At 58.8% G+C, this 20,948-nt stretch carries 30 protein-coding genes; 11 read left to right on the top strand and 19 right to left on the bottom strand.

Annotation, left to right across the window (positions count from 1 at the left end):
• Nucleotides 1–3 precede the first annotated feature (3 nt).
• From PCOSP_RS10065 to PCOSP_RS09975, 19 genes are all read right to left on the bottom strand, one after another.
• Nucleotides 4–252: a hypothetical protein gene (locus PCOSP_RS10065; RefSeq protein WP_464711010.1), complete on the bottom strand. Its 249-nt coding sequence runs from the start codon at nt 250–252 to the stop codon at nt 4–6.
• A 57-nt stretch (nt 253–309) separates the two neighbouring features.
• Nucleotides 310–870: a phage baseplate assembly protein V gene (locus PCOSP_RS10060; protein WP_464711009.1), complete on the bottom strand. Its 561-nt coding sequence runs from the start codon at nt 868–870 to the stop codon at nt 310–312.
• Entirely contained in the window at nt 867–1,391 is a 525-nt protein-coding gene (locus tag PCOSP_RS10055; RefSeq protein ID WP_464711007.1) for a hypothetical protein, read from the bottom strand. Before PCOSP_RS10055 ends, PCOSP_RS10060 begins: the two co-directional genes overlap by 4 nt.
• Nucleotides 1,384–2,046 carry a hypothetical protein gene (locus tag PCOSP_RS10050; protein WP_464711005.1) on the bottom strand — a complete coding sequence of 221 codons (663 nt, stop codon included), beginning with the start codon at nt 2,044–2,046 and terminating at the stop codon, nt 1,384–1,386. Before PCOSP_RS10050 ends, PCOSP_RS10055 begins: the two co-directional genes overlap by 8 nt.
• Nucleotides 2,043–2,357 (bottom strand): head-tail joining protein, encoded by a 315-nt coding sequence (locus tag PCOSP_RS10045; protein WP_232775334.1) that lies wholly within the window; start codon nt 2,355–2,357, stop codon nt 2,043–2,045. The genes PCOSP_RS10050 and PCOSP_RS10045 overlap by 4 nt, the downstream gene beginning before the upstream one ends.
• Before the next feature lie 2 nt (nt 2,358–2,359).
• Nucleotides 2,360–3,355: a major capsid protein gene (locus tag PCOSP_RS10040; protein ID WP_460052716.1), complete on the bottom strand. Its 996-nt coding sequence runs from the start codon at nt 3,353–3,355 to the stop codon at nt 2,360–2,362.
• A 61-nt stretch (nt 3,356–3,416) separates the two neighbouring features.
• Entirely contained in the window at nt 3,417–3,626 is a 210-nt protein-coding gene (locus tag PCOSP_RS10035; RefSeq protein WP_464711002.1) for a hypothetical protein, read from the bottom strand.
• Between the two features lie 46 nt (nt 3,627–3,672).
• On the bottom strand, nt 3,673–4,017 hold the full coding sequence (locus PCOSP_RS10030) for a head decoration protein (protein ID WP_464711000.1): 345 nt from the start codon (nt 4,015–4,017) through the stop codon (nt 3,673–3,675).
• The gene (locus PCOSP_RS10025; protein WP_464710998.1) at nt 4,014–5,168 is read right to left on the bottom strand and encodes a head maturation protease, ClpP-related; all 1,155 of its coding nucleotides are present in this window, start codon (nt 5,166–5,168) and stop codon (nt 4,014–4,016) included. The genes PCOSP_RS10030 and PCOSP_RS10025 overlap by 4 nt, the downstream gene beginning before the upstream one ends.
• Entirely contained in the window at nt 5,165–6,646 is a 1,482-nt protein-coding gene (locus tag PCOSP_RS10020; protein ID WP_464710996.1) for a phage portal protein, read from the bottom strand. Before PCOSP_RS10020 ends, PCOSP_RS10025 begins: the two co-directional genes overlap by 4 nt.
• Nucleotides 6,646–6,852, bottom strand: a complete 207-nt coding sequence (locus PCOSP_RS10015; RefSeq protein ID WP_014339651.1) for a phage head-tail joining protein — start codon at nt 6,850–6,852, stop codon at nt 6,646–6,648. Before PCOSP_RS10015 ends, PCOSP_RS10020 begins: the two co-directional genes overlap by 1 nt.
• A 1-nt stretch (nt 6,853) precedes the next feature.
• Nucleotides 6,854–8,866 (bottom strand): phage terminase large subunit family protein, encoded by a 2,013-nt coding sequence (locus PCOSP_RS10010; protein WP_464710995.1) that lies wholly within the window; start codon nt 8,864–8,866, stop codon nt 6,854–6,856.
• A gap of 4 nt (nt 8,867–8,870) precedes the next feature.
• Nucleotides 8,871–9,473, bottom strand: coding sequence for a terminase small subunit (locus PCOSP_RS10005; protein ID WP_464710993.1), 603 nt, complete (start codon nt 9,471–9,473; stop codon nt 8,871–8,873).
• 147 nt (nt 9,474–9,620) lie between these two features.
• A complete protein-coding gene (locus PCOSP_RS10000; RefSeq protein WP_265086502.1) occupies nt 9,621–9,965 on the bottom strand; it encodes a phage holin family protein in 345 nt (114 codons plus the stop codon).
• Nucleotides 9,966–10,477: 512 nt separating this feature from the next.
• Nucleotides 10,478–10,837 carry a PA0613 family protein gene (locus tag PCOSP_RS09995; protein ID WP_464710991.1) on the bottom strand — a complete coding sequence of 120 codons (360 nt, stop codon included), beginning with the start codon at nt 10,835–10,837 and terminating at the stop codon, nt 10,478–10,480.
• Nucleotides 10,830–13,049, bottom strand: coding sequence for a VapE domain-containing protein (locus tag PCOSP_RS09990; protein WP_464710989.1), 2,220 nt, complete (start codon nt 13,047–13,049; stop codon nt 10,830–10,832). Before PCOSP_RS09990 ends, PCOSP_RS09995 begins: the two co-directional genes overlap by 8 nt.
• Nucleotides 13,039–13,266 (bottom strand): TraR/DksA family transcriptional regulator, encoded by a 228-nt coding sequence (locus PCOSP_RS09985; RefSeq protein WP_464710987.1) that lies wholly within the window; start codon nt 13,264–13,266, stop codon nt 13,039–13,041. The genes PCOSP_RS09990 and PCOSP_RS09985 overlap by 11 nt, the downstream gene beginning before the upstream one ends.
• Nucleotides 13,259–13,777: a phage regulatory CII family protein gene (locus tag PCOSP_RS09980; RefSeq protein WP_464710985.1), complete on the bottom strand. Its 519-nt coding sequence runs from the start codon at nt 13,775–13,777 to the stop codon at nt 13,259–13,261. The genes PCOSP_RS09985 and PCOSP_RS09980 overlap by 8 nt, the downstream gene beginning before the upstream one ends.
• A 332-nt stretch (nt 13,778–14,109) precedes the next feature.
• On the bottom strand, nt 14,110–14,343 hold the full coding sequence (locus PCOSP_RS09975) for a hypothetical protein (protein WP_464710983.1): 234 nt from the start codon (nt 14,341–14,343) through the stop codon (nt 14,110–14,112).
• A gap of 98 nt (nt 14,344–14,441) precedes the next feature.
• On the opposite strand from PCOSP_RS09975, the gene PCOSP_RS09970 reads away from it, so the two are divergent.
• From PCOSP_RS09970 to PCOSP_RS09920, 11 genes are all read left to right on the top strand, one after another.
• Nucleotides 14,442–15,089 (top strand): LexA family protein, encoded by a 648-nt coding sequence (locus PCOSP_RS09970; protein WP_464710981.1) that lies wholly within the window; start codon nt 14,442–14,444, stop codon nt 15,087–15,089.
• Between the two features lie 40 nt (nt 15,090–15,129).
• Nucleotides 15,130–15,843, top strand: a complete 714-nt coding sequence (locus tag PCOSP_RS09965; protein WP_464710979.1) for a hypothetical protein — start codon at nt 15,130–15,132, stop codon at nt 15,841–15,843.
• A 233-nt stretch (nt 15,844–16,076) separates the two neighbouring features.
• Nucleotides 16,077–16,661, top strand: coding sequence for a hypothetical protein (locus tag PCOSP_RS09960; RefSeq protein ID WP_464710978.1), 585 nt, complete (start codon nt 16,077–16,079; stop codon nt 16,659–16,661).
• A 10-nt stretch (nt 16,662–16,671) separates the two neighbouring features.
• Nucleotides 16,672–16,956, top strand: a complete 285-nt coding sequence (locus PCOSP_RS09955) for a phage antirepressor KilAC domain-containing protein (protein WP_432780240.1) — start codon at nt 16,672–16,674, stop codon at nt 16,954–16,956.
• Between the two features lie 158 nt (nt 16,957–17,114).
• Entirely contained in the window at nt 17,115–17,438 is a 324-nt protein-coding gene (locus PCOSP_RS09950) for a pyocin activator PrtN family protein (RefSeq protein WP_310365498.1), read from the top strand.
• 44 nt (nt 17,439–17,482) lie between these two features.
• Nucleotides 17,483–17,899 (top strand): hypothetical protein, encoded by a 417-nt coding sequence (locus PCOSP_RS09945; protein ID WP_464710975.1) that lies wholly within the window; start codon nt 17,483–17,485, stop codon nt 17,897–17,899.
• A complete protein-coding gene (locus PCOSP_RS09940; RefSeq protein ID WP_464710973.1) occupies nt 17,896–18,117 on the top strand; it encodes a hypothetical protein in 222 nt (73 codons plus the stop codon). The genes PCOSP_RS09945 and PCOSP_RS09940 overlap by 4 nt, the downstream gene beginning before the upstream one ends.
• A complete protein-coding gene (locus PCOSP_RS09935) occupies nt 18,114–18,656 on the top strand; it encodes a phosphohydrolase (protein WP_464710971.1) in 543 nt (180 codons plus the stop codon). Before PCOSP_RS09940 ends, PCOSP_RS09935 begins: the two co-directional genes overlap by 4 nt.
• Nucleotides 18,653–18,904, top strand: a complete 252-nt coding sequence (locus PCOSP_RS09930; RefSeq protein WP_464710969.1) for a hypothetical protein — start codon at nt 18,653–18,655, stop codon at nt 18,902–18,904. Before PCOSP_RS09935 ends, PCOSP_RS09930 begins: the two co-directional genes overlap by 4 nt.
• The gene (locus tag PCOSP_RS09925) at nt 18,901–20,643 is read left to right on the top strand and encodes a DNA cytosine methyltransferase (protein WP_464710968.1); all 1,743 of its coding nucleotides are present in this window, start codon (nt 18,901–18,903) and stop codon (nt 20,641–20,643) included. Before PCOSP_RS09930 ends, PCOSP_RS09925 begins: the two co-directional genes overlap by 4 nt.
• On the top strand, nt 20,640–20,909 hold the full coding sequence (locus PCOSP_RS09920) for a pyocin activator PrtN family protein (RefSeq protein WP_464710967.1): 270 nt from the start codon (nt 20,640–20,642) through the stop codon (nt 20,907–20,909). Before PCOSP_RS09925 ends, PCOSP_RS09920 begins: the two co-directional genes overlap by 4 nt.
• Nucleotides 20,910–20,948 lie beyond the last annotated feature (39 nt).

The raw sequence follows: 20,948 nt of genomic DNA, 5'->3' as shown, positions 1-20,948 counted from the left end.
TGTTTACTCTGTAAGCGGTTGCAGGTCCGGATGGGCCTTCAGGAAGGCATGTTGCTCATCGCCGCACGCCGTAGCCTGACCGGCGATCACCGGCACGGGCTGGCCGTCGGGCATGATCAGCGTGCGCGAGGTGTATCGGGTGTCGCGGAACACTCGCGCCGGCCCGATGCGGACCGGCGACTCGATTTGGGCGAGTTCAGGAGGTGCCGCTACGGCAGTCGGCCGCTCCGTTTCCGTTCGTGCTTTGCTCATGGGAGGCTCCAGAAATGCAAAAACCCGCACGCGGCGGGTTGTGGATAAACGTCAAGATCAGTGTTTGTGGTTCGGCGTGTTGCCGCTGGTGTCGATGATTTTGCCACCGCCGTTGATGTCGCCCGTGACGCGTAACGGACCATTGATCAGCACGTTCCCGGCGAGCGTGATGTCACCCGCCGAGGCGTTGATTGCGCCGTCCGTGACGGCCACTTCGGTGCCGCCGACCTTGATGGTCACGGTGCCGCTTGGCACAGTGATGCTGTAGGAGCGGGCCTGCCAGTCATAGACCAGCGAGCCACCATCATCGAAGCGCCATACCTCCACATGATCGCGGTTATCTGGCTGAGCACCGGCATTACCATAAAGCCCAGGTACGAAAGTGCCCTGAGCCGGATCGCCGCTCGGGCTGATAAGCGCGCCTTGTTCATTCAGGCTGGGCGAGCGCCAGTGCCGCGCCTTGCCGGCGGCGAGGCTATGCCAACGCACCCAGGCGCTGGTCCATTCCCCACCGTCGGACACTCGAACCATGCCGGCGACCAAGTCCACTCCAACCACCCGGCACGGGATGATCAAACCGGCCAACATGCGATCATGTTGTGCGCTCGCGTAGGTCATTCCATGCCTCCCGGAGGGAGATAGCTGCCCTCGTTTCCAGGTCCAGTGTCAGTGCCGAAGCCCCAGAGCAAGGTGCCCGGCGGCTGATTCGGCCATGGCCATTCCTGATTACCGAGGTGAATCGTCTGCGTCCATTCAACGACCCATACCGCATAGCCGTCCAACTCGGGACGAGTCCAATCTTGGGCGGCCCGAACAAACTCGGCGGCCTCAACCTCAAGGCCCCATGTCTGAATACGCAACAGCACAGCCATTTGTGCGGCGGCGAATGCGGCTTTCTGCTGGCATTCGGCATCCTCACCGCCGACGATGAAGCGCACCTCCAAGCGAGCAACCAGCGCCGTCTCCCCTGTTCCGGGATCTTGGCCGGGCTCCAACTCCGCCAGCTCAATCACCGCAGCGGGCAAATCAATATGATCGGCCATGTAGGGCATGGTCCGCACGCAGGCCAATCCTGGGATCGCTTGGGCGATATGAGCCTCAACGGCCTCATACAAAAGCTCAAGACTGAAATCAGACATGGGCAGATCCTCGCAGATACTTCTGCAGTTCGAAGTTCAGTTCCTGCTCCAGGATCTCAAGCAGGCGCTGATGAGCGCGATTGGTCCACGATTCGAAGTGAGGCCGGACGTCCTCCAGTGAAATCTTGGCTTTGGCCAGGGGGTAACGACTGCCGTTCTCAGCAATCCAGCCCGAACTAGGCCCTGTTCCGCTGGACAATTCGCTGTCGGGGTAATCACTGGCCTTAAAGTGCTTGCTCGCCGTGCGAATCCAGATATCTGCTCGACCGCCGTAGACCTTTTTGAAAAACGCCCCCTGATACCGACGTCCAGCCACCAACACACCCGACCGCGATTGCCTTGGTCGCCCGGCCCGGCTGGCCTCAATCGCATTGATGCCGAACCACAACTTGCCTTGCCCGTTGCCGGAGAGCGGATACGCTCGCAGGCGCTGCCGTACAGCAGACACCGCGATACGCTCCTGTCGGCTGACTGTACGAGCAATGTGGGTGCGCAACCATCGCAGGGTTTTATTGATGGCTCGACGCTGGGCTGCAACGGCAGCTTTGGGGACCAACGCAGCGAAGTCGGCGAACGCCTTCAAATCTGATCGATCCGCCTGCAGCGTAATCATCCCGCTACTTGCTGATTGCTTGAAGTAGCTGCCGACGCTCATGGCGATTTCCTCAACACCAACGTAACCAGACCATCGCCTCCAGGCTCCGGCCTGACGATAATGTAATTACCACCGCCGTCATGCACCGGCAGGTCGACCACGACCTGTTGCCGCTCACTGACCCCCTCGGCGTCTGCCACCCGGATGACCAGGTGTGGCTCACGAAGGCCGGTGTTGATCCGGCCGAGTTTGGGTTGCAACCAGGGAGCGGAGAACATGCCCAGGACTGGTCGGCCTTCGATCAACACCGGGTCGCCGAGGACATCGAATACCGTGTTGTCCAGGTCACCGACCAGCTCGCGAAAGCTCACGATCAGAGTTCCAGCAGGATCTGCGCACGGGGCCGTGTGCACAGGTGCAGCGGGTTGGATTGCGCTTCGCCGGCCACTCCCTTGTTGAACGGCAACGGCTCCAGCTTGCTGTAGTACGGAATGCCCTGGGTATTGACCGTTTCCATGTAGTCAGCCGGAGCGAACACCGAGATGTACAGGTCCGGCACACCTTCAGGGACCAGCAGCGCCTTGTCGTCGTGGACGAAGGCCACACCGGCTACCTTGCCACGGTAGCGCTCCCAGACGATGCCGCCGAACTCGAAACTCTCCCGAGCGTCACCGCGCAATGCCGCCGCTTGCTGAGTGGCGATGTAGGTTTCCTTGACCGACTTGTGAACGATCAGCTTGTTCCAGAAATTCTTGCCGCAGAAGGCGCGGGAGCCGGTACTGGTGACGCTACCCAGCGCGTCCTCTTGCATGTCCAATGCCTCACCGCATTTGACTCGCAGTTCGGTACTCGGGTCATTCAGCCCCATGGACAGTTTTTGTCGGGACACTCCGAAGGCGGCGTACAGGTCCAACAGAGGTGTCGAACCGTCGGCATCCAGAACCAAGCCGTTGAGCGCGCCCATGCGCTGGAATTCGTGTGTAGCGTCCAGCTGCCGGCGCGCTTTTGCCAGCCGGGTGTTCACCACGTCCTGTACTGCTTGCAACTCGGTGCGGGTGCCGAACGCCCGGATGCCCTGGATCTCGTCGGCCTTGATGGTGAAGCGTTCCGGCAGGTGCACGGTGTTGAAAGGAATCATCTTGCGTTTGCTAGCACCGACGACTAGACCCGAAGTACCGCGCTCACCCGCAGGCACCAGGGCCAGCGTGTCGCCATCCTTCTCGATTTGCACTGTCAGGGTAGCAACACCCTCTTCTTGAAACAGGCCGAGACTGCTGATGCGGCCCGGCAAATAGGGTTGTTCGTTGATTGCTGCGGTGAGCGCCGGTACGGCAAACGCTTCGTCGTCAAAAATGGCGATATCGGCCATGGGTACACTCCAGAAATGGAAAAACCCGCCGGAGCGGGTTCAAAAAAGATTGTTTGTAGATCTATCCCTGACGCAGGGCTCGAATTGCATTGCCAATTCCCTCGGCATTCAGGTCCAGTGTTTCCAAGGCAGTCGTGATGTTGTCCGCAACGTCCAATGAACCTCTATCAGCGACCCAGTTGGAAAGTTCTTCAACGGCAGCGCCAATTGCATTCTGATTGATCAGCAATAACTCCAGGGCGCTGGCTAGGGCTTCGTTGTGGTCTGGCATAGAAATCGTCCTTAGTAGGAGTTTCTCTCATGCTAGTTCAACCACTTTAACGAACGATCAAAAAATGCGCGGCGAGGGCCCTTTCCGCGTCGGGATCCAGGCCGGTCAGATGGACTTCGCTCACCTCCGCCAAACGCACCACAGCACGGGCTCGACGTACCACATCGGATTCGCCAAGCGGGCCGAAGAGAATCGCCACGGCGGTTTGCGTGCCGTCTTCGGCTGCAGGGTCGTAAGGGGCGAACTCGCCAGTGGCAGTGATCAGCCCGAGTACTTGCCCTGGATTCAATGCTGGGCCTGCCGCGACGTTGATCGATTCACGCGAGATGTTCCCGGCCCCCTCGGACAGAAGGAATTCACCGGCATGCATCGGTTCCAGTTTGATGGTCATGGTCTTGCTCCTTTCGAGGTATTAGCGCTACCTGACTGCGCCGCCTGACGGGCTGCCCAGATAGAGGTGGGGTCGGGTTGTTTGGCCTGGACCTTCGGGGCCGGGTCTGCGTTGAGCGGTAGGCTGTTGTCGATCTCGAAGCCTTTGCCGCTGCCAACCAGTTTGTCGAACAGACGCGCTCGCACCGAGGCGGCATCCAAACCGGCCGCGACATACTCGGCGCTGAACTCAGGCAGTCGTGCGGCAACGCACAGATCGTTTACGGCTTTGGCGCGAGCCAAACCCGCTAGGACGATGGTCTCGCTTTCAAGCTTGGTAGAGTTGAGCAGCGGCTCGATCAGGTTGCTGATGCCATCCGCCGTACAACGCTGGGTGATGATCAGGGCCAGCTTGGCCGAGTCCACCACCGGAGGTTCATTTGGCGGATCGGAAGGATCAGGCTCGTTATCCGACTCAGGCGATTCATCAAGCTGGGCGAGCAACTCAGCCGGGGCATGCTGGTATCGCTGCAGCACCGCGCCCTGCCCCAGGCACGCCTTGACCTTCACCCCGTCGCCCACCTCATCGGCCAGCCCCAGGGCCACCGCTTCGTTGGCGGTCAACCAGGTTTCAGCCGCCACCAGACGCCGTAGCTCGGCTTCGTCGATGTCTGGCGCCTTGGCCTTGTAAGCCGCGATGATGGCCTCCATGGTTTGGTCCAGGACGTCGGCCACCTTGCGGAAATCTTCGGCGTCCCCTGCCGCATAGGTCCATGGGTTGTGAATCATCAGCATGGCGTTGGAGGCGATGACCACGCGGTGCGCACCGCAGACCGCGACACTGGCCGCGCTGGCTGCCAGGGCATCGACACGGCCGGTGCAACGCTCGCCCAGGCGGGACAACGCGTTGTGCATCGCCAGACCATCGAACAAATCGCCGCCGATGCTGTTGAATGCAGCGATCACCGGCGAGACGCCGTCATCCATGGCGCGCAGATCTTGCACGAACTGATTGGCGGTGATGCCCCAAGTGCCGATCTCGCCGTAGACGAACACTTCGATAACCCGCTCCTCGGCTTCGCCGCTCTCCTGCATGGCGTACCAGGTCTTGTCCTGGACTGTCACCCGCTCGCCGGCTCTATTGTAAATGCGCGGAAGCGCTGGTTTGCTCATGATTGCTCCTTGTCGTCAGTAACCTCGACGGCTTCGTGCGTGTTGTAGTTGAGGCCCAGCGCCTGGGCTCTGGCGTTGTCGGCTGCGTTTTCCGCATCGACGGTTTCGGCGTCATAACCAGTACGGGTGACCATCTCGCTGCGTGAAGCGAAGCCGGCTTGTACTTCCATCCGGCGAGCCTGCACGTCCTGGACGGGCTGGATGTAGGCCCAGCCTTGCGGTACCCAGCGTGTGCGCAGGTATTCGCGGCGCCGTTTGGCGTAGTCGTCCAACACCAAAGCACCGGACAGGAACGCCATGTCCATCCAGGCGGCACGGATCGGGCGGCAGAGCTGATGCACATAGACACCGAATTGCAGTTGTTCCAGGCGGCGCCGGAACTCGTTCAACACGACGCGCAACGCCCGGTCATTCACTTCGCGCATGTCACCGGTGAGGATCTCGTATGGCGTGCCAGTACCGGCCGCTGCAGCCATCAGTTGTTGGCGCATAAAGTCGGGATAGTTATTGCCTGCGTCCGGCGGCTTGGAGAATTCAACCTCTTCACCGGGCCCCAGCTCCTGCATGGTGCCGGGCTCCAGCGCGACCATGGGCGTAAAGCCGTCACGGTCAAAGCTCAGCGGCTCACCGGTAACAGGATCCCTAGGCACCGGGCCAGAGTCCGGTGCCGGGCGACTGATGAATCCGGCGAACAGGTTTGCAACCTCCTGCCGGAACAGCACTGCGTCGTCATAGTTATCCAGGCTACGCAGGCGTTTCAGTACAGGAGACAGACGCGGTACGCCGCGCAATTGCCCCGGTTCTACCGGTTCGAAGACGTGCAGTACCTGCGATGCCGGCACCCGTACCAACTGGTTGTAACCAGCATTCAGCGATACGCCTTCGCGGGGGTGCGACAGGTACATCCAGTAGGCCACCCGTTTGCCCTCCGCATTGAACTCGATGCCAGCACGAATGGCATTGCCGGTGCGTGTGGTCTCGAATTTGTCGTGGGGCACGAACTCCGGCGCGAGGATCTGCACCTGAAGTGGCACCGCCAGCCCCTCCTCCGGACGGCGTGGTCGTAAGCGGACAAAGCATTCGCCGGAAGTCTCGACGGTGCGAGCGACCAGCGCCTGCTGCCCGTAGAAGTCGGTGTGCTCATCGGCGTCCGACTCGTCCACCCAGTCATCCCATAGCAGCTGTAGCAGCTTACGAAGCGAGTTGTCTTCGGTGTTCGGCCTGGGCGTGATGCCCGTGCCGATCAAGTTGCTGACGCGTTTGTCGATGACGTTGAAGGCATACGGGTCGTTGCGCACCGCCGCCCGTGACCGGCCGCGTAAGTTGCGCAGTGCCGGTGTGTTGATGCTGTTGATTCCGTTGTCGGGTGCATCCCAGCCAGTGGATCGGCGACCCTCCCCAGCGCCTTCGTAACTGGCCTTGATGTTCGACGGCAACAAGAATCCGCTACGGCTGAGCGTCGGATAATGTCGGGCCATCAGACTCCTTTGCCTCCGTGATAAAGCCGGACTACGCGGGAGCGTGGCCCGGCCGAGTTGACCAGAGAGGTGCGGATCTCATCGCGAGCCTTGATGAGCTCGTCGACGGTGCGGTACTCCACGGTGCGGTCGGTGTAGCGCACGACTTTCTCACCGCGAGCGATGGCCGCCTCAACCGCGTCGAGGTGCTTTTGTGTAAAGGACATATCAGCGTCTCTTCAGATAGCCGCTGGTGGAGCTGCGGCGTTGAGGGGGTGGTGCAGCGGGTCGTGGTTGAGCCACTTGAGCGACAGGTTGTGGTGCTGGTTGTGGCATGGCCGCCGGAACCGGCTGAGTGACTCGTTCACCCTGCACGGGCTTGATCCCCAGCGCGTCATCGAACAACCCAGACTGCGCGAGGGCCTGACGGACCCGCTCCCAGTCATGTTCCTTGTAGCGGTTGATGCCCAGGTAATGCGCCATGGCAAGGCAGTACACCATTAGGTCGAGGGCTTCGTTGCGCTCGGCCTTGCCCTTGACCCATTCAATGCGCTTGTGACCCCGCACGTAACGGGCGACCTTACGTTCAGCTACGCACTGCGCGAAGAAGTCGTCCGGCAGGTCGCTGGCAAAGTGCAGCGCGCCCGGGCCGGACTCGAATGGGTAGCGGTTGTAGATCCAGTCTTTCGCCGTGTCGGTACCGACAAACCACAGCTCGGCACCGTTGCGTTCGGTCTGGCCTTTCCAGGTCACATCCACCATCGACGGCCGCTGGGCAATGACCGGCTTGCCGGGCCTGCTCGCGCCCTTGATGGCGAACACGTTTCGCCAGCGGCGCACACGGCAGAACTGGTAGACCTCGTCGGTGTGATGACCGCCGGAGTCGACAGCCGTTGCCAGAATGCCCAGGCCAACACCGCACGGATGTCGGTACTTGGCCTTGAGCAATTCATCCAGCGCTGCCCAGGTGCGATCATCTGCCGGGTCGCCCGAGACGATCTGGTAGTCAATGACCCAGCGCTCCATGCCGACGCCCCAGCCCATCGCCATGAACTCAAGGCGGTTGGCCTGGACGTCAACGGCGCCGGTGATCATCAGCACGCCGGCCGGCATCGAGCCGAGGGTGAAATTTTCCAGGCGTGCCCGGTGCATCAGGGTATCGGCCTTGGTTTGCTCCTGGGCGCTGTCCCAGACCTTCGCCAAACGGGTGTTGTAGAACACCTGCATAGGTTCAAGGTCGCCCTTGGCCTGGGCTTTTTTGGCCTTCTCGAACTGCTTGGCGAGGGACTTCCAGTCCATCCAGCCAAGCGGTGAATACAAGGCGTTGAGGGTAAACCCCACCGTCTCGCCGTCACCCTCGGCATGGGCGCGCCATTCGCCTTTGGCGAGCATTTCGGCCTTGTGGTACTCCTCGATCAGCACGTCACAATCAGGGCCGGCGCACTGGTAGTGCACCACGCTGAAGTCCCGCGAGTAGTGCAACCGTTCCCATTCCAAGGTTTGCATGTGGCCGCAGGTGGGGCACGGCACGTAGTAGTGACGCTGGTCGCTGCCCTCGAAAAGGTCGGAGATCCGCGAGGCACCCTTGATGGTTGGCGAGCTGGAGAAGTAGAACTTCGCATTGCGACCGAACGTACTGCCCCGCGTTTCCGCCAGCTCGATGGGGTCACCCTCCTCGCCGATGTCCACTTCCCATCGGTCGATTTCATCGCCGTAAACGTAGCGCGCCGACAGCTCCGAAAGGTTGGCCGCAGAGCCGGCTGTGGTGACGTACAGCGAACCGCCTTCGAACTCCTTGGTGTCCATGGTGTTGCGTGAGTCTCGCGAGCGGCTGGAGGCCACTCGTTCGCGCAGGACAGGCGTAGCCTTGATGGTCTTGCCTATCCGTGAGGAGACCCGCTTCGCCAAGCCCAGGCTCGGCAGCAACGTCAGGATGTTCGACGGCGCCATGTGGATCAGGCCGCCGATCCAGTTCAAGGCGATCTGGGTTTTCATCAACTGCGAGGCGACCATAGTCACCACGCGCTTGCAGGGGTGAGCCGGTGACAAGCAACGCATGGGTTCGCGGGCATACGGCGTGCGCGACGTGCGGTACTGGCCGGGCTCGGCGGCGCCGGTATCACGCGGGATGCGCATGTATTCGTCGGCCCATACATCGATCCAGACATCCGGGTCGGGACGCAGCCCACGGAAATACGCCTCGCGGTACACCTCTGCACCGTCAGGAATTTCCGTGGGCATAGGCTCAACTCGTGTTCAGGGCGTGTTCAAGGTCCGCCGAGGACAGGCGCTCCGCGTCCTCCAGCGTGCGGCGCAAGGCCGATATCAGGTGCTTTTCGATTTCCCAGGGGTCGGTCATCACCGCCAGCTCCGGCGCCAGCTGTGGCGGCATGCCGAACAGCTGATCGCGCAGGAGGCGGCCAGCGTTGTAGGCACCCAATTTCACAGCGGGTAATGCGACTAGCGATCCCTTGGCTTTGTGCAGCTCGATTTCCGCGAGCTGGGCCAAGTTGTGCTCGCGCAGAGCGCGGGCTTTCTGGAAGTCAGGGAGCTGCCCCGCAGGGGTGTTCGCGGGCGGCGGCGCAGCCGTGCAAGTCGGCTCAACCGAGGTTGAAAGCTGGCCGTACACGTCACGCTGGATCCGGTCCTGCTGGTGACGCTCGGCGACGGCGGCTTTGCTCGGGTCGGCAGTGTCGCGAATCAACGCTTCGCTGGCCTGAATATCGACTTGTTTGCCGTCGGCACTGAGCACCAGCCGGTTGTTGTTTTTCAACCAGGTGATGTAACTCGGTGCCCTGCCGATCCGGGCCGCGAAGGCGCTCTTCGACAGGTACTGTGGTTCTGTCATGAGCCCTCCCTTCAACGGCTTTTCAATGCAGACCTTTCAATTTCAACGGGTTGAATTTCAGTAAGCTGGCAACCCTGCCGCTAACGCTTTCCCGCGGGTTTGCGACCCCGTGTCCCCTGAATGTTCCCAGGGTCCCCGGCGCCAAAATCACCCCTGCCCACCGCCAGTCGGCGGTGCCTCTGTTACACCGAGCCGCTTGGCGGCCCAGCGTTCGTAAAGCCCGATGGCTACATCGGCACCGGCCATCGCCGTGATGCTCCCCAAGCTCCCTGCCGTCCAGAGTGACATGCCGGCGGCAATCATCAGCATCATCGCTGACACCCCGCAGACAACGCAGGCCCCGGACCGCAGCGCCAAGCGCCTCAACAACACCCATCCCCGCGCCCCATCTTTGTCGGCTCGCCACATCTCCCCCGACACGCCGCCGACCAGAGCCAAAAGAATCACTAACCAGATCGGCATCTCTGCCAGCGCTTGCTGCTCGTTCGTCATTGCCCCGCCCCTTAAACGCAAAAACCCGGCTCAGAGGCCGGGTTTGGTGTGTGGTGTCGGCCGCTTTATGCGGTCGCACCTATCGAAGATGAGTACTTTTTACAGGTCGATTCCGGTGGCAGCAACCCCGTTTTAATGCCACCCGGTGAATGTCTGGTGAACGCCTAGGCAATGTCGGCGAATATCTTTATTTCGGCTTCCAGCGCCTGCGGCGCTGTCCTGCCTGTCCCACTATCCTTGGTCGAAGTGGGACAGCTACAGGCGCCTAAAATCGGGGCCTGCCCCACTGTCCTACCTTATTTTCTCTTCTCTCACGTAAAGAGAAAAAGCTAAGAGCACGCATGCGCGCCATGGGCGCGTATACGCTCCCGCTACGCTCACACTTGGGCGGGATGTGCGGAAAGGTTGGACGGTAGGACAGGCCAACAACAACGCGGCCCGCGCTAGTCCAACTGCATCAAAGAGCAGTGGGACAAGGCGAGCCGGTAGGACATCCTCGGAGGCAGACAGGATCAAGCAGCGATCCCCATCAGCAGCCAATAGATGCACAGGTGCGCGTCATGCAGACGCTGGTAATAGGTGTCACGTCCGCAACCGCAGTGGGCATACTTCAAGCGCATGTCCGTGTCGAGGTTGCAGTAATGCTCCCGAACGATCTGCGCATGCAGAGGTTCGAGATGTTTGGTCACAATCAGCTCGATATCCAGCGAACCCTCCAGGGGCGCACGGAATGCCCGTCGGCCTCGAATCAGTTGCCCGTTGCTCTCCATCATCATGGCAACCATGTTCCCGCCGGCGAGGCCACCGGCACGGAGGTCGCTGTGAAGCTCCTCGGCCCATTTGCGGAGACGTACATCGATCTCTTTAATCATCGAAGCATGGCTCCTCGACCGGCTGCACTTTCAGGTTCGATGTCCTGCCCCAATCTTGTGGCTTCTTGTATCCCCAGGGCCGGATGCCGCTCTTAGGCAACGCGGGTAGCCGGACCTTGCGCCAACCCAACCGATGCATGATCGCTCCAACGCGCATCTGCTCAGGTTTGCCCCAATGTCCGTAGTCCAACTTCAAAGCGCCCAGCAGAATGTCGGTGCCGGTTGCCGTCTCGCCAAGCTGGGAATCCTCGAGCCAAGCCAGGATGGGGCCTTCCCACTCATCCACCACAAAGCGCTCTTCCTGGGCCTCGGCGAACAACGGCGCCTCCTCCCGATTGACCCACCAGATATCGCCGGACTGATAGCAAAACATCGCCTCGGCCCACAGTTGGTCGCGGATCTCGCGCAGTTGCTCCAGGTCCACTTTGGTACAAGCGACCGGCCAATAACGCCGGTTGCCTGTGGCGTCCTTTAGGTATTCGTCCTGGTTCGTCGTACCCACGAAAACACACTGGCGTGGCACGTCCATCGTTCTGCGGCCATAGCTTTCCCGGTAGGTGTCGGTTGAGGCGGAGAAGAACTGCTTCGCCTTGGTGGACTCAGCCTTGTTGAAGCTGTCCAACTCTCCCAGCTCGACGATCCATTTGCCACGTATGGCCTGGAAGCCATCCTTGTCACCCAGGGCGAAGGGGGTATCCATAAACCAGTCACCACCCAACACCGACATGGCCGTGGATTTACCAGCGCCCTGCGCGCCTTCGAGAATCATCACCGAGTCTGCCTTACAGCCCGGCTGCATCACCCGGCCGACCGCAGACACCATCCAGCGCTTACCGACCTTGGAGCTGTAATCCGAAGGGGCAACGCCCATGATGTCTGTCAACCAGGTATCAAGCCGTGGGACCCGATCCCACTCCAGGCCGTTGAGGTAGTTGCGCACAGGATGAAAGGCGTTGTCATGTGCAACCACACTGACCGCCTCGATCACGCTGCTGGCCTTGACCCGCAAGTTGTACTGCTGGGCGAGCCACTTCATCACCAGCATGTCATCGATGTCAGCCCAATCACCGACGCCACCGCCATACGGGGCAGCACGCAACTTAACGATCTTGGAGCTGAAAGCACTGAAGCCGATCACACCGGCCCAGCGCTCGTCGTTGCTCAGGATCAGCTCTACGTTTTGCATGTGGGCGATCAACATGCCGTTTTCGGTCCGGGCCAACCGGTCTTTCCAGCCACCCGCTGCAGGAGGCTTGACCACCGCCAGCACCTGCCGACGCACCGCCTCCAAACCTTCGGCACAATGAAGGTCGTTGAAGTCGGTCCACTTCTCCTCCCGCTCACTCGAAAAGATCGGGCCGACAACCTGACCACCCACAACCGTAGCCGCGTTATTGGCCTTCTCTTCACCTGGGTTCCAGGGATCGCCATTCGGGCGCTTGGTCTTCCAGTCATCGTCACGACAGATGATGATCGGGCGCCCTGGAAAACGCTCGCGCATGATCTTGGCGACAGCCAGCAAATTGCCCGCATCAAAGGCCACCGCAACCGTGAGAGAGGTCGCCATATGCAGACTAATGCCGGTGGCGTACCCCTCACATTCGAGTACCGACTCACCCGGCTCCGGGTGCGGACCGATCAGAAGAAAAGCCCCCTCCTTCGACATACCGTAGGGCCAATAAGACTTGTCCCGGCCGGTTTTCTCTTGCTTCTCGGGGAATATCACTTGCAGCCCGACGATCTGGTCCCGAGCGTTTTGCATGGGCACCAAAACCGCGCCGGAGCGCGGAGCATAACGAACGCCCAGGCCCACGATCTGCTTTCGATCCAGGTAAGCGCTACGGCCTTTCTCGGGCATCCGCTTGAATAAACCAGCAGCACGGTTAGCCGCTCGACGGGCAGCGTTGGCAGCCTTCTCGGCGGCCTTGCGCTTGGCCTCCTCCTGACGAGCACGCATGACTTCACGCTCTTCAGGCGTCATCCGCCCGGGCTTTACCTTGATCTTTTGCGTTTCACCTGTACGCCAGTCGCCGAACGCACCGAAGATCAGGGTTTCGCCCTTCTTGGTGCGGTGCTCATGTAGAACGTACCAGCCGTTTTTCTCTTTGCCTTTGTCCTGGGCGGTCTTGCATCGAGTCAGCTCGCCGTAAACCAGCGGCCGCGCTGGCTCCATACCAAAGTCAGCAAATTGATTCAGCACGTCATCGAGCATACCGAGCCTCCCGCAACTCATTGAAGGACTGGCACGTCACACAATGAGTGCAGCCCTGCAAAGCCAGACGGCGCGCTTCAGGAATAGCGCTGCCGCAGCCGTCACAGAACAACAAGGAATGTCCGGGCAACTTCGGCTTGAATGCGTTACGAGCAGCAAGTGCCTGATCGATGCGTTCCTGTACCAGGTCGTTGGCAAAATCAGCGATATCAGCCACGGCTGTCACCCCGCGTTGTCTGGTTGACGTATGTGGCGCGGTTGAACAGTCCTAGTAGCCCCTGGATACCTCGAAACACCTGCAGGCGTATCGCGGCCAGTTCATGGTCGCTGACCACCCCGTCCCCGATGCTCTTGGCCCAGGTGTCGGCCAGATCTGCCACCTGCCGGAAATACTCAGCGAGCCCGACGGTCAGGGTTTCCGGCATGTCACTGGTGTACACCTCCGATAGTTCATGCCAGATCGTATCGCCAACCAGGGCATGCACCGCGTCCAAGATGCGCCTGTCCTTTGTCAGCTCGAGGATCTCGCCAAACTCTTGGATATTCACCGAGTGGCTGGGGTGCGTGGGTGAAAGCTTGTGCTGTAGCGTGGTGGGGTTACGGCCGGTAGTGGCGGCAATTGCAGCGGCGCCGCCTGGGTAATCCCGTGCAGCATGGTAAAGCGCCAAATCGAGCGGCAGGATTTCCCGCTGTGCTCGTTCGACGCAACTCAGAGCGATTCGGCTCATGGCATTAATCCTTGAAAGTTGCCAGTGCCGCGCGACATGCAGTGGTGATACATTTGCCGCGTGGCTTGAAAGGGCCCAAACGCCGGCTAGATCTTTGGGATCAACACCGGCACCGTGCCGGGGCGAACAATCCGTTGCTCACCTCTGGCGCAACAGCTGCCCAATCTGTGGTGGAAAAGGCAGCAACACCAAGGCTTCCGAGCCTTGGAAAGCGCGGTAAAGGGAGGCGGTTTAGCATGTGGTGTGCTCGCCCCTCTTCGTCGCGACCCGGCAGCGCTGTGGTGGTGCGTGCCGGGAGGAACTGGGCGACCTTTGGGTCGCCTTTTTTCTAGTCACGCTGCTTTGGTACGAAGAGGATTCTCGACGATACCGAAATGCTCCAGAACTTCAGCCAGCGACACACAGCCTTCGCTTTCTTTGGACAATGCCTTAATCAGCGAAACGCTAGGATCCTTACTCGCGTACTTGATGTGAAGGCGAAGGTAGCTGATGGCTATTCCACAGCGAGCTGCGTAGGCCTCAAGCCCCTTCGAATCGAGTCCATCAATGTAGTCACGTAATGTCATAGGGTCACCTCCGAACCAAAAAAATAACCCATGAGGTTATTTTTTTCAATACCTGATAGGACATTCACCTTCAAGGTTAATCCGGCCAGAATCGACGAATGAAAATTTCCGATACTCGTCTTCAGAATTTCCGCAGGGTCATGTCAGAGCAAAAGCTCCGGTTGACAGATATCGCTGAGCTTATGGGGAAGGCTCCCGCCCAGGTTAGCGCCTTCGGAGGCAAGAACCCTACAAAGGGTATTGGCGACCAAATTGCTCGAGAAATAGAGAAAGCATTACATCTTCATGATGGATATCTTGATATGCCGTATGGGATGGGGGAATCTCATAACGCAACAGTGCTAAGCCACACAGGACGTAAGCTACCGGTTATGGGTTCGATAGCTGCGGGAGTCTGGTGCGAGCAATACGTGAGCTTCGATCCAAGAGACGCCGAGGAGTGGATTGATGCTCCAGGGCCAGTAGGACCTCGTGCTTTTATCCTTCGAGTTGAAGGCATAAGCATGGAGCCTAAGTTTATTGAAGGAGACAAGATAGTAATTGATCCATCACTAGAGGCACTCCCCGGCCATTATGTAGCCGCAAAGAGAAGTAGTGACGAAGCGACTACTTTGAAGCAGCTAAAACAAGAAGGCGGGGAATTATATCTCTACGCAGTTAACCCTGACTGGCCAGAAAGAATAATACGAATGACTGAAGAGTGGATTATTTGCGGAAGAGCGCGCTGGAAGATATCGGACCTTTAACCTTCTATTTCTTTATATTGCCCTCCTTTAAGGTGAAACCATGGATGGATGTGCACGGCCGCTCAAGGCTGCCAAACCCAAGCCAATAAGCACAGCCCCTCAGGAGTGCGCATCACCGATTCAAAGTGGTGATGCAACGAACAAAGATCAGAAAACATCAATTGTAATAAACAACAATTTTCCGCAACCCGAAAAGATCACAAGTGCCCAGACTATTAGTTTGGCTGAAAATCAAAGATTAACTATAAAACTCGAATCAGACACCGACTGGCCTTCGGTATTGGCAACTTTCGCGGTAGGAGTAGCTATTGCATGGTTTGCTTACAACAGCCAAAAAAATCAAATCAGATCTAGCTTAGCAAATTTTCGACATACTTGGCAGGCTGACCTGCGCTCAAATCTCGCTCAATTCATATCAAAAGTATTTTTATTTCACGCCAACATCAGAAGAAAACATAGACAAGATAGCGAGCAGACACATTACGAACTTTACGGCGAAATCCTTCGATCTCAGGCAACCATAGAGTTAATGTTGGACTCTACAAAAGAGTACTCTAAAGAACTAACCAGACTCATGGAAGAAACTATAAGCACCGTTAAAGATAGTCCAGAAAAGATAAATCAAGTCATTCATGAGCTCAACCAAAAAGCTAATGAGGTGCTAGAGCTGGCATGGAAGGACATCCAGGAGGACGTGGGTGTAAGGAAAAAAGGCCACATCCAAAAATCAATCTGGAAGGTATTTTCACGTTGACATGATAACCTCAAAGGTTAATTATTGCCTCACTCTTCCACCACAGAGCGAGGCAAAACCATGCACACCACTGCATCCCTACACGTCCATCCGGCCGTTGCCGATCCATCCCGCATCTTCGAAATAAGGCGCTTGGCACGCAGCCACGGCTGCGCCTTCATCCCGTCTAAACCCAAACCACAATCGCGTACCGCACCGACCTCCTTCGACCCAAACGATGGAGGCCGGGCAGCATGAGCAAATACAAAATCGACAACCGGACGCTGACTCTGCTCAGTGCCCAGGTGAACCTGAGCGGGACTTTCAACCACACCTTACGGTCGGCACCTCGGCGCGATGTGCTGGCGTTCCGATTGAAGATTGAACGCAACAATACCGACAGCACCTTCACCGTTGAGCTTGGATCAGAGCGTCACACGCTGACACTGCCCAATTCGAAGAAAAGTCATTTGATGTTGGCCGACTTCATTGAGGAGATCGTGAACGGCCCTTTTGATTCAAATGGCGAACCGCGCCCGCACCGGCATGCAGAACGAGAGTACGGCGTCTTCAACTCCCAGCAGCGAAAACAAGTCTTCAGACTTGTTTGCAAGGGAGGCTTCATCGACTTGGACCTGGGCTTTGAACTACCGATTCGAGTCGCCGTGCACCGGACCCGTACACGCCAAGGCATCACCGTAGTCATGAGCATCGGCGTTAAAAGCCCTCGAACCAAGTGCTTCACCATATACGGCCTCGACGAAGAGCTTTACGAACAGATGTGCGAGTCCATCAATCACCTGGCTATGCAGGCGACGCCTGCTGCGTATGCCGCTTAGGAGGATGGATATGGAGCGCAATCTCGAAAAGACCGCCAAGTACTTCGGCCTGACCCGCCCTGCCCTCATTAAGCTCATGCGCGAGAAAGGCTTGCTCACCGACCGCAATCTGCCGGCGTTCCCAGTTCGGGATCGTGAGTATCTGCGCGTCAAGGACAGCAACTGGTACCACGAAACGGCGGGCATGCAGTACAGCCAATCGACGCGGGTTCGACAGGCCGGCATCCGCTGGCTAGCCGAGCAACTGGGCCTCGACCTTCCTGCCATTCCGGCAGACAACCGTGACGTGGCCTAGGGAATACGCCCGCCAGATCATAGCACTACGCACCCGAAAGGAGCGCAACGCCGCGCTCCTTGAGGTGCCGGAGCACCTGCGCGAGCTGACCAAACGCCATTGCCTGAATGCCTGGAATCACCCGGCCCGAAACAAACGCATGGAGAGCTCAAAGCCTCATGACTAGCCAGCCTCAAAACCCGCTGCGCCTGATGCCAGCACCGGAGACGGCCACCGTCGAGCTGCTGTATCGCACCTTCGGCGACGTTCTTATCCCCCTCGAAAAGCTGCGCGTGCAGTACTTCCGCAACCTCAATGAGCAGTCATTTGCTGCCGAAATCACCAGCGGCCGCATTCAACTGCCCGTGACCACGCTGGACAGCAGCCGCAAGGCACCGAAGTACGCGCATATCCGCCACGTCGCGGCACTGATCGACATTCAGGCCTACAAGGCCGACGAAGTCCACGCGAAGGCCCAGGCCGACGCAACCGAAGAAGCCTAACCGTAACGGCTGCCACCACCAGCCACCCACCAGGAGCACACCACATGACTGCAATTCAAATCTGCGCATTGATCGGCCTGATAATCGGCGCGGCCCTCATCTACTGGACCGGCTACCGAGGAGGGCTTATTGACGGCCGCGTTGAAGGTATCGAAGAGGGCACGAGCGACGAACGAGCTTCCAACGCCAAGACCATCCGCGAACTCGAGGCATCCCTCCAGTTCATCCGTGCCGATCACAAGCACCTCGCAGCCCATGCGAAGCGGCAGAGGGAAAGCCAAGCCTTCGGTCCTCAAGAGCGCCAAACGCTTATGCAGATCGCCGAAAAACTGAGGCTGGCCTCTGACACCTTCCGCGCCATGAGTTCGAAGGCACAGGCACAGCAGGCGCTCGACCTGCGCGAGAAAGCACTGGCCATGGCCGCTCTGCTGGATCAGGCCAAAGTGGAGGACGCAGCATGAGCCGTCATAGCCCGATGCTACGCCTCTCACCTCAAGACGCTGGCGTGCTGCACCAGCGACACGCCAAAGCTACCGCCGAACTGCGCGAAGTGACTCGATTCTGCAAAGAGTTCGACCGGCAACTGTCGCTGCTGGTCGGCTACGACGCCCTGCACAAGTTGCACAAGGACACCCAGAACGCCCTACTGCTCGCTGATTTGGTCAAGGAGGCAGCATGAACTGGATCCTCACGCATACCGGCAAACGCTTTGACCTGTTCGAGCCGGACGCCGGCATGATCGACCCACGGGATATTGCTCACTCGCTGGCTCACCTGTGCCGCTTCAACGGCCACACACGCGAGTACTACAGCGTTGCACAGCATAGTTGCTTGGTTGCGGATCTGGTGCCGGCCGAGCACAAGCTCGCCGCCCTCCTCCACGACGCCACTGAGGCGTACCTGGGCGACATGACCCAGCCACTCAAGGAGTGGATGCCTTATTACCGTGGCTTCGAGGACGTCATATGGGGGCGCGTTTGCGAGCGCTTTGGCATGGAGATCGATCTTCCCGCAAGCGTGCGCCAAGCCGACCTGATCGCCCTAGCCACCGAACGCCGCGACCTTATGCCTCCCGACCCGGTCACCTGGGATTGCCTTGTCGGCGTTGAACCCGCAGCCGAACGCATCCGGCCATGGTCCCCCACCGAAGCCCGGCTCACCTACCACCAGCGCCTGATGGACCAACTCGCCATCGAACATCGGAGGAAAGCGGCATGAAGCATGTACAGAACAACACTCAATCCCAGGCCGCTTTGCTGCGCAACGCTAGCAGGGTCGACGCGCCTGTTAAAAACAGTCTCTGCTGCGCAGCAGCAGGCATTATTGATCCTCTGCGCGCCACTGCCGAGGCACTTATACCCCACGAAAAGCTGCGCGGGGCAGCGTCCCCTGAAGCAACGCTGATCGCTCAGAATCGCCCGCTCGCGCAGCCTGTCGAGGGATATAAGCAAGGAGGCCGCGTATGACTGCCTTTCCCCAAACGCCGATCACCACTGCCGTCATCACCCAATTCGGCCTCAACCTTACGGGTAAGATCCGCGTCGACCTGTTTGCCGGTGGTGGCGGAGCAACCATGGGCCAGGAAATGGCTACGGGTAAAGCCGTCGATATCGCGATCAACCACAACCCCAAAGCCATCAGCATGCACCAGCGCAACCACCCAGGCGCGGAGCATTACATCTCGGACGTCTATGAAGTGTGCCCTCGAAAGGCGACACGAGGGCGCCCCGTCGCCCATCTACACGCAAGTCCCGAATGCACCCACCACAGCCTTGCCGCCGGAGGCCAACCACGCAGCAGTGCCAGCCGCTCTCTGTCGTGGGTCACAGTCAAATGGGCCGGGCAGGTCAAGCCCGACCTCATCACAATGGAAAACGTTTGGCAGATTCTTCAATGGGGCCCTCTGATTGCTAAGCGATGCAAAGCCACCGGCCGGGTGATTCGCCGCGACGGCAGCGTGGCCGCTCCAGGTGAGCGCGTTCCAGTGCAGGATCAATACCTGGTGCCTGATCCGAAACGTAAGGGCAAGACCTGGCGCCGCTTCCTGCAGATCCTCAAGAACATGGGCTATGACTTCCTACATGGAAAACTCAAAGCCTGTGATTTTGGCGCCGCTACCACACGCGAACGCCTTTACATGGTCGCTCGATGCGATGGCAAGCCACTGTATTGGCCGGAGCCGACCCACTTCAAAGAACCCGCGAAGGGTCAAAAAGCTTGGCGTAACGCTGCCAGCATCATCGATTGGTCGATCCCCTGCCCAAGTATCTTTCTGACGAAAGAAGAAGGCCGTGCCGCTGGTGTACGCCGTCCATTGGCAAGCAAAACCATGGAGCGCGTTCGCAAAGGTGCCCGCCGCTATGTGGTCGATCATGCCGACCCGTTCATCGTAAGCGTCAATCACTCGGGCAATGACATCGCTCGACGCCAGTCCGTGCAAGATCCAACCAAAACCATCACAGGCGCGCATGGCTTCGCCCTGGTGACACCACAAGTCGCGCCTTTCTTCACAGAGCACGCCAACGCAACATCCCAGCGAACCATGGCCGCTGATGCACCGCTGGGGACCATCTGCGCACAGGTCAAGGGCGGACACTTCGCGCTCGCCGTGGCGTACATCGCACAGCACAACGGCGGCTTCAATGAAACGCTGGGGCGGCACCCAGACCAACCACTTGCAGCAATAACCACAACAGGCAGCCAGCAAAAACTGGTGACCGCCAATCTGCTAACCCTACGTAAAAACTGCGTGGGCAGCGCGATGGATGAGCCGATCTCAACAATCTGTGCCGGAGCTGAACATCACGCGCTGCTCGAGTACACACTCGCACCAGACGTGGAGGAAGGCGCTCTGCGCGTTGCCGCTTTCCTGATGGGGTACTACGGCACCGACAACATCTACGACCTGCGCGACCCGGCCGCCACGATCACCACACGGGATCGACTGGCCTTGGTTACCGTGGTGATAAAGAGCACGCCATACGTCATAGTCGACATTGGCATGCGCATGCTGACGCCTCGGGAGCTTTACCGCGCCCAAGGTTTCCCGGACAACTACGTTATTGACATTGGCCATGACGGCCGAAAGTTCAGCAAGAAAGACCAGGTACTGATGGTGGGTAATTCAGTTTCTCCATGGCCGATGAAAGCCTTAATTGAAGCAAACATGGGCGAGAAGAAATCCGAATTTCTGGAGGCAGCATGAATACGCTTTTCTTGCTCATGGCTCAATATGAAGGACAAGCAGTAATCTCGCTTGAGCGAGTATGCAAAGACTACATGAACTTGACAGTTGAAAAATTTAAGCAAAAAAGACTAAGAGGTGAAATCGATATACCGATCGTTCGTCTAGGGGCAGAGAGCCAAAAAGCGGCTTTAGGTATACATCTGAGGGATTTGGCGGATTACATTGATCGTCAACGGGAAAAAGCGGCAAAGGAACAGAATCAGCTCATGGGGCGAGTTGCTTAATGATTAGTGGCCGGAATTTAAACCATCCGGCCACTAACC

It is taken from the genome of Pseudomonas sp. MAFF 730105 (genome assembly GCF_055380705.1).
Note: the sequence above shows the minus strand (reverse complement) of the source record. Positions and strands in the feature narration are given on the sequence as shown.

What these genes read in the sequence shown, in the direction of transcription:
- PCOSP_RS10030 (WP_464711000.1), bottom strand. Translation starts at nt 4,017, where the DNA reads ATGACCATCAAACTGGAACCGATGCATGCCGGTGAATTCCTTCTGTCC.
- PCOSP_RS10035 (WP_464711002.1), bottom strand. Translation starts at nt 3,626, where the DNA reads ATGCCAGACCACAACGAAGCCCTAGCCAGCGCCCTGGAGTTATTGCTG.
- PCOSP_RS10015 (WP_014339651.1), bottom strand. Translation starts at nt 6,852, where the DNA reads ATGTCCTTTACACAAAAGCACCTCGACGCGGTTGAGGCGGCCATCGCT.
- PCOSP_RS09930 (WP_464710969.1), top strand. Translation starts at nt 18,653, where the DNA reads ATGAAGCATGTACAGAACAACACTCAATCCCAGGCCGCTTTGCTGCGC.
- PCOSP_RS10025 (WP_464710998.1), bottom strand. Translation starts at nt 5,168, where the DNA reads ATGAGCAAACCAGCGCTTCCGCGCATTTACAATAGAGCCGGCGAGCGG.
- PCOSP_RS09955 (WP_432780240.1), top strand. Translation starts at nt 16,672, where the DNA reads ATGGAGCGCAATCTCGAAAAGACCGCCAAGTACTTCGGCCTGACCCGC.
- PCOSP_RS10060 (WP_464711009.1), bottom strand. Translation starts at nt 870, where the DNA reads ATGACCTACGCGAGCGCACAACATGATCGCATGTTGGCCGGTTTGATC.
- PCOSP_RS10050 (WP_464711005.1), bottom strand. Translation starts at nt 2,046, where the DNA reads ATGAGCGTCGGCAGCTACTTCAAGCAATCAGCAAGTAGCGGGATGATT.
- PCOSP_RS09970 (WP_464710981.1), top strand. Translation starts at nt 14,442, where the DNA reads ATGAAAATTTCCGATACTCGTCTTCAGAATTTCCGCAGGGTCATGTCA.
- PCOSP_RS10010 (WP_464710995.1), bottom strand. Translation starts at nt 8,866, where the DNA reads ATGCCCACGGAAATTCCTGACGGTGCAGAGGTGTACCGCGAGGCGTAT.
- PCOSP_RS09980 (WP_464710985.1), bottom strand. Translation starts at nt 13,777, where the DNA reads ATGAGCCGAATCGCTCTGAGTTGCGTCGAACGAGCACAGCGGGAAATC.
- PCOSP_RS10055 (WP_464711007.1), bottom strand. Translation starts at nt 1,391, where the DNA reads ATGTCTGATTTCAGTCTTGAGCTTTTGTATGAGGCCGTTGAGGCTCAT.
- PCOSP_RS10000 (WP_265086502.1), bottom strand. Translation starts at nt 9,965, where the DNA reads ATGACGAACGAGCAGCAAGCGCTGGCAGAGATGCCGATCTGGTTAGTG.
- PCOSP_RS09925 (WP_464710968.1), top strand. Translation starts at nt 18,901, where the DNA reads ATGACTGCCTTTCCCCAAACGCCGATCACCACTGCCGTCATCACCCAA.
- PCOSP_RS10005 (WP_464710993.1), bottom strand. Translation starts at nt 9,473, where the DNA reads ATGACAGAACCACAGTACCTGTCGAAGAGCGCCTTCGCGGCCCGGATC.
- PCOSP_RS09935 (WP_464710971.1), top strand. Translation starts at nt 18,114, where the DNA reads ATGAACTGGATCCTCACGCATACCGGCAAACGCTTTGACCTGTTCGAG.
- PCOSP_RS10020 (WP_464710996.1), bottom strand. Translation starts at nt 6,646, where the DNA reads ATGGCCCGACATTATCCGACGCTCAGCCGTAGCGGATTCTTGTTGCCG.
- PCOSP_RS09960 (WP_464710978.1), top strand. Translation starts at nt 16,077, where the DNA reads ATGAGCAAATACAAAATCGACAACCGGACGCTGACTCTGCTCAGTGCC.
- PCOSP_RS10065 (WP_464711010.1), bottom strand. Translation starts at nt 252, where the DNA reads ATGAGCAAAGCACGAACGGAAACGGAGCGGCCGACTGCCGTAGCGGCA.
- PCOSP_RS09940 (WP_464710973.1), top strand. Translation starts at nt 17,896, where the DNA reads ATGAGCCGTCATAGCCCGATGCTACGCCTCTCACCTCAAGACGCTGGC.
- PCOSP_RS09990 (WP_464710989.1), bottom strand. Translation starts at nt 13,049, where the DNA reads ATGCTCGATGACGTGCTGAATCAATTTGCTGACTTTGGTATGGAGCCA.
- PCOSP_RS09975 (WP_464710983.1), bottom strand. Translation starts at nt 14,343, where the DNA reads ATGACATTACGTGACTACATTGATGGACTCGATTCGAAGGGGCTTGAG.
- PCOSP_RS09950 (WP_310365498.1), top strand. Translation starts at nt 17,115, where the DNA reads ATGACTAGCCAGCCTCAAAACCCGCTGCGCCTGATGCCAGCACCGGAG.
- PCOSP_RS09920 (WP_464710967.1), top strand. Translation starts at nt 20,640, where the DNA reads ATGAATACGCTTTTCTTGCTCATGGCTCAATATGAAGGACAAGCAGTA.
- PCOSP_RS09995 (WP_464710991.1), bottom strand. Translation starts at nt 10,837, where the DNA reads ATGATTAAAGAGATCGATGTACGTCTCCGCAAATGGGCCGAGGAGCTT.
- PCOSP_RS09945 (WP_464710975.1), top strand. Translation starts at nt 17,483, where the DNA reads ATGACTGCAATTCAAATCTGCGCATTGATCGGCCTGATAATCGGCGCG.
- PCOSP_RS10040 (WP_460052716.1), bottom strand. Translation starts at nt 3,355, where the DNA reads ATGGCCGATATCGCCATTTTTGACGACGAAGCGTTTGCCGTACCGGCG.
- PCOSP_RS09965 (WP_464710979.1), top strand. Translation starts at nt 15,130, where the DNA reads ATGGATGGATGTGCACGGCCGCTCAAGGCTGCCAAACCCAAGCCAATA.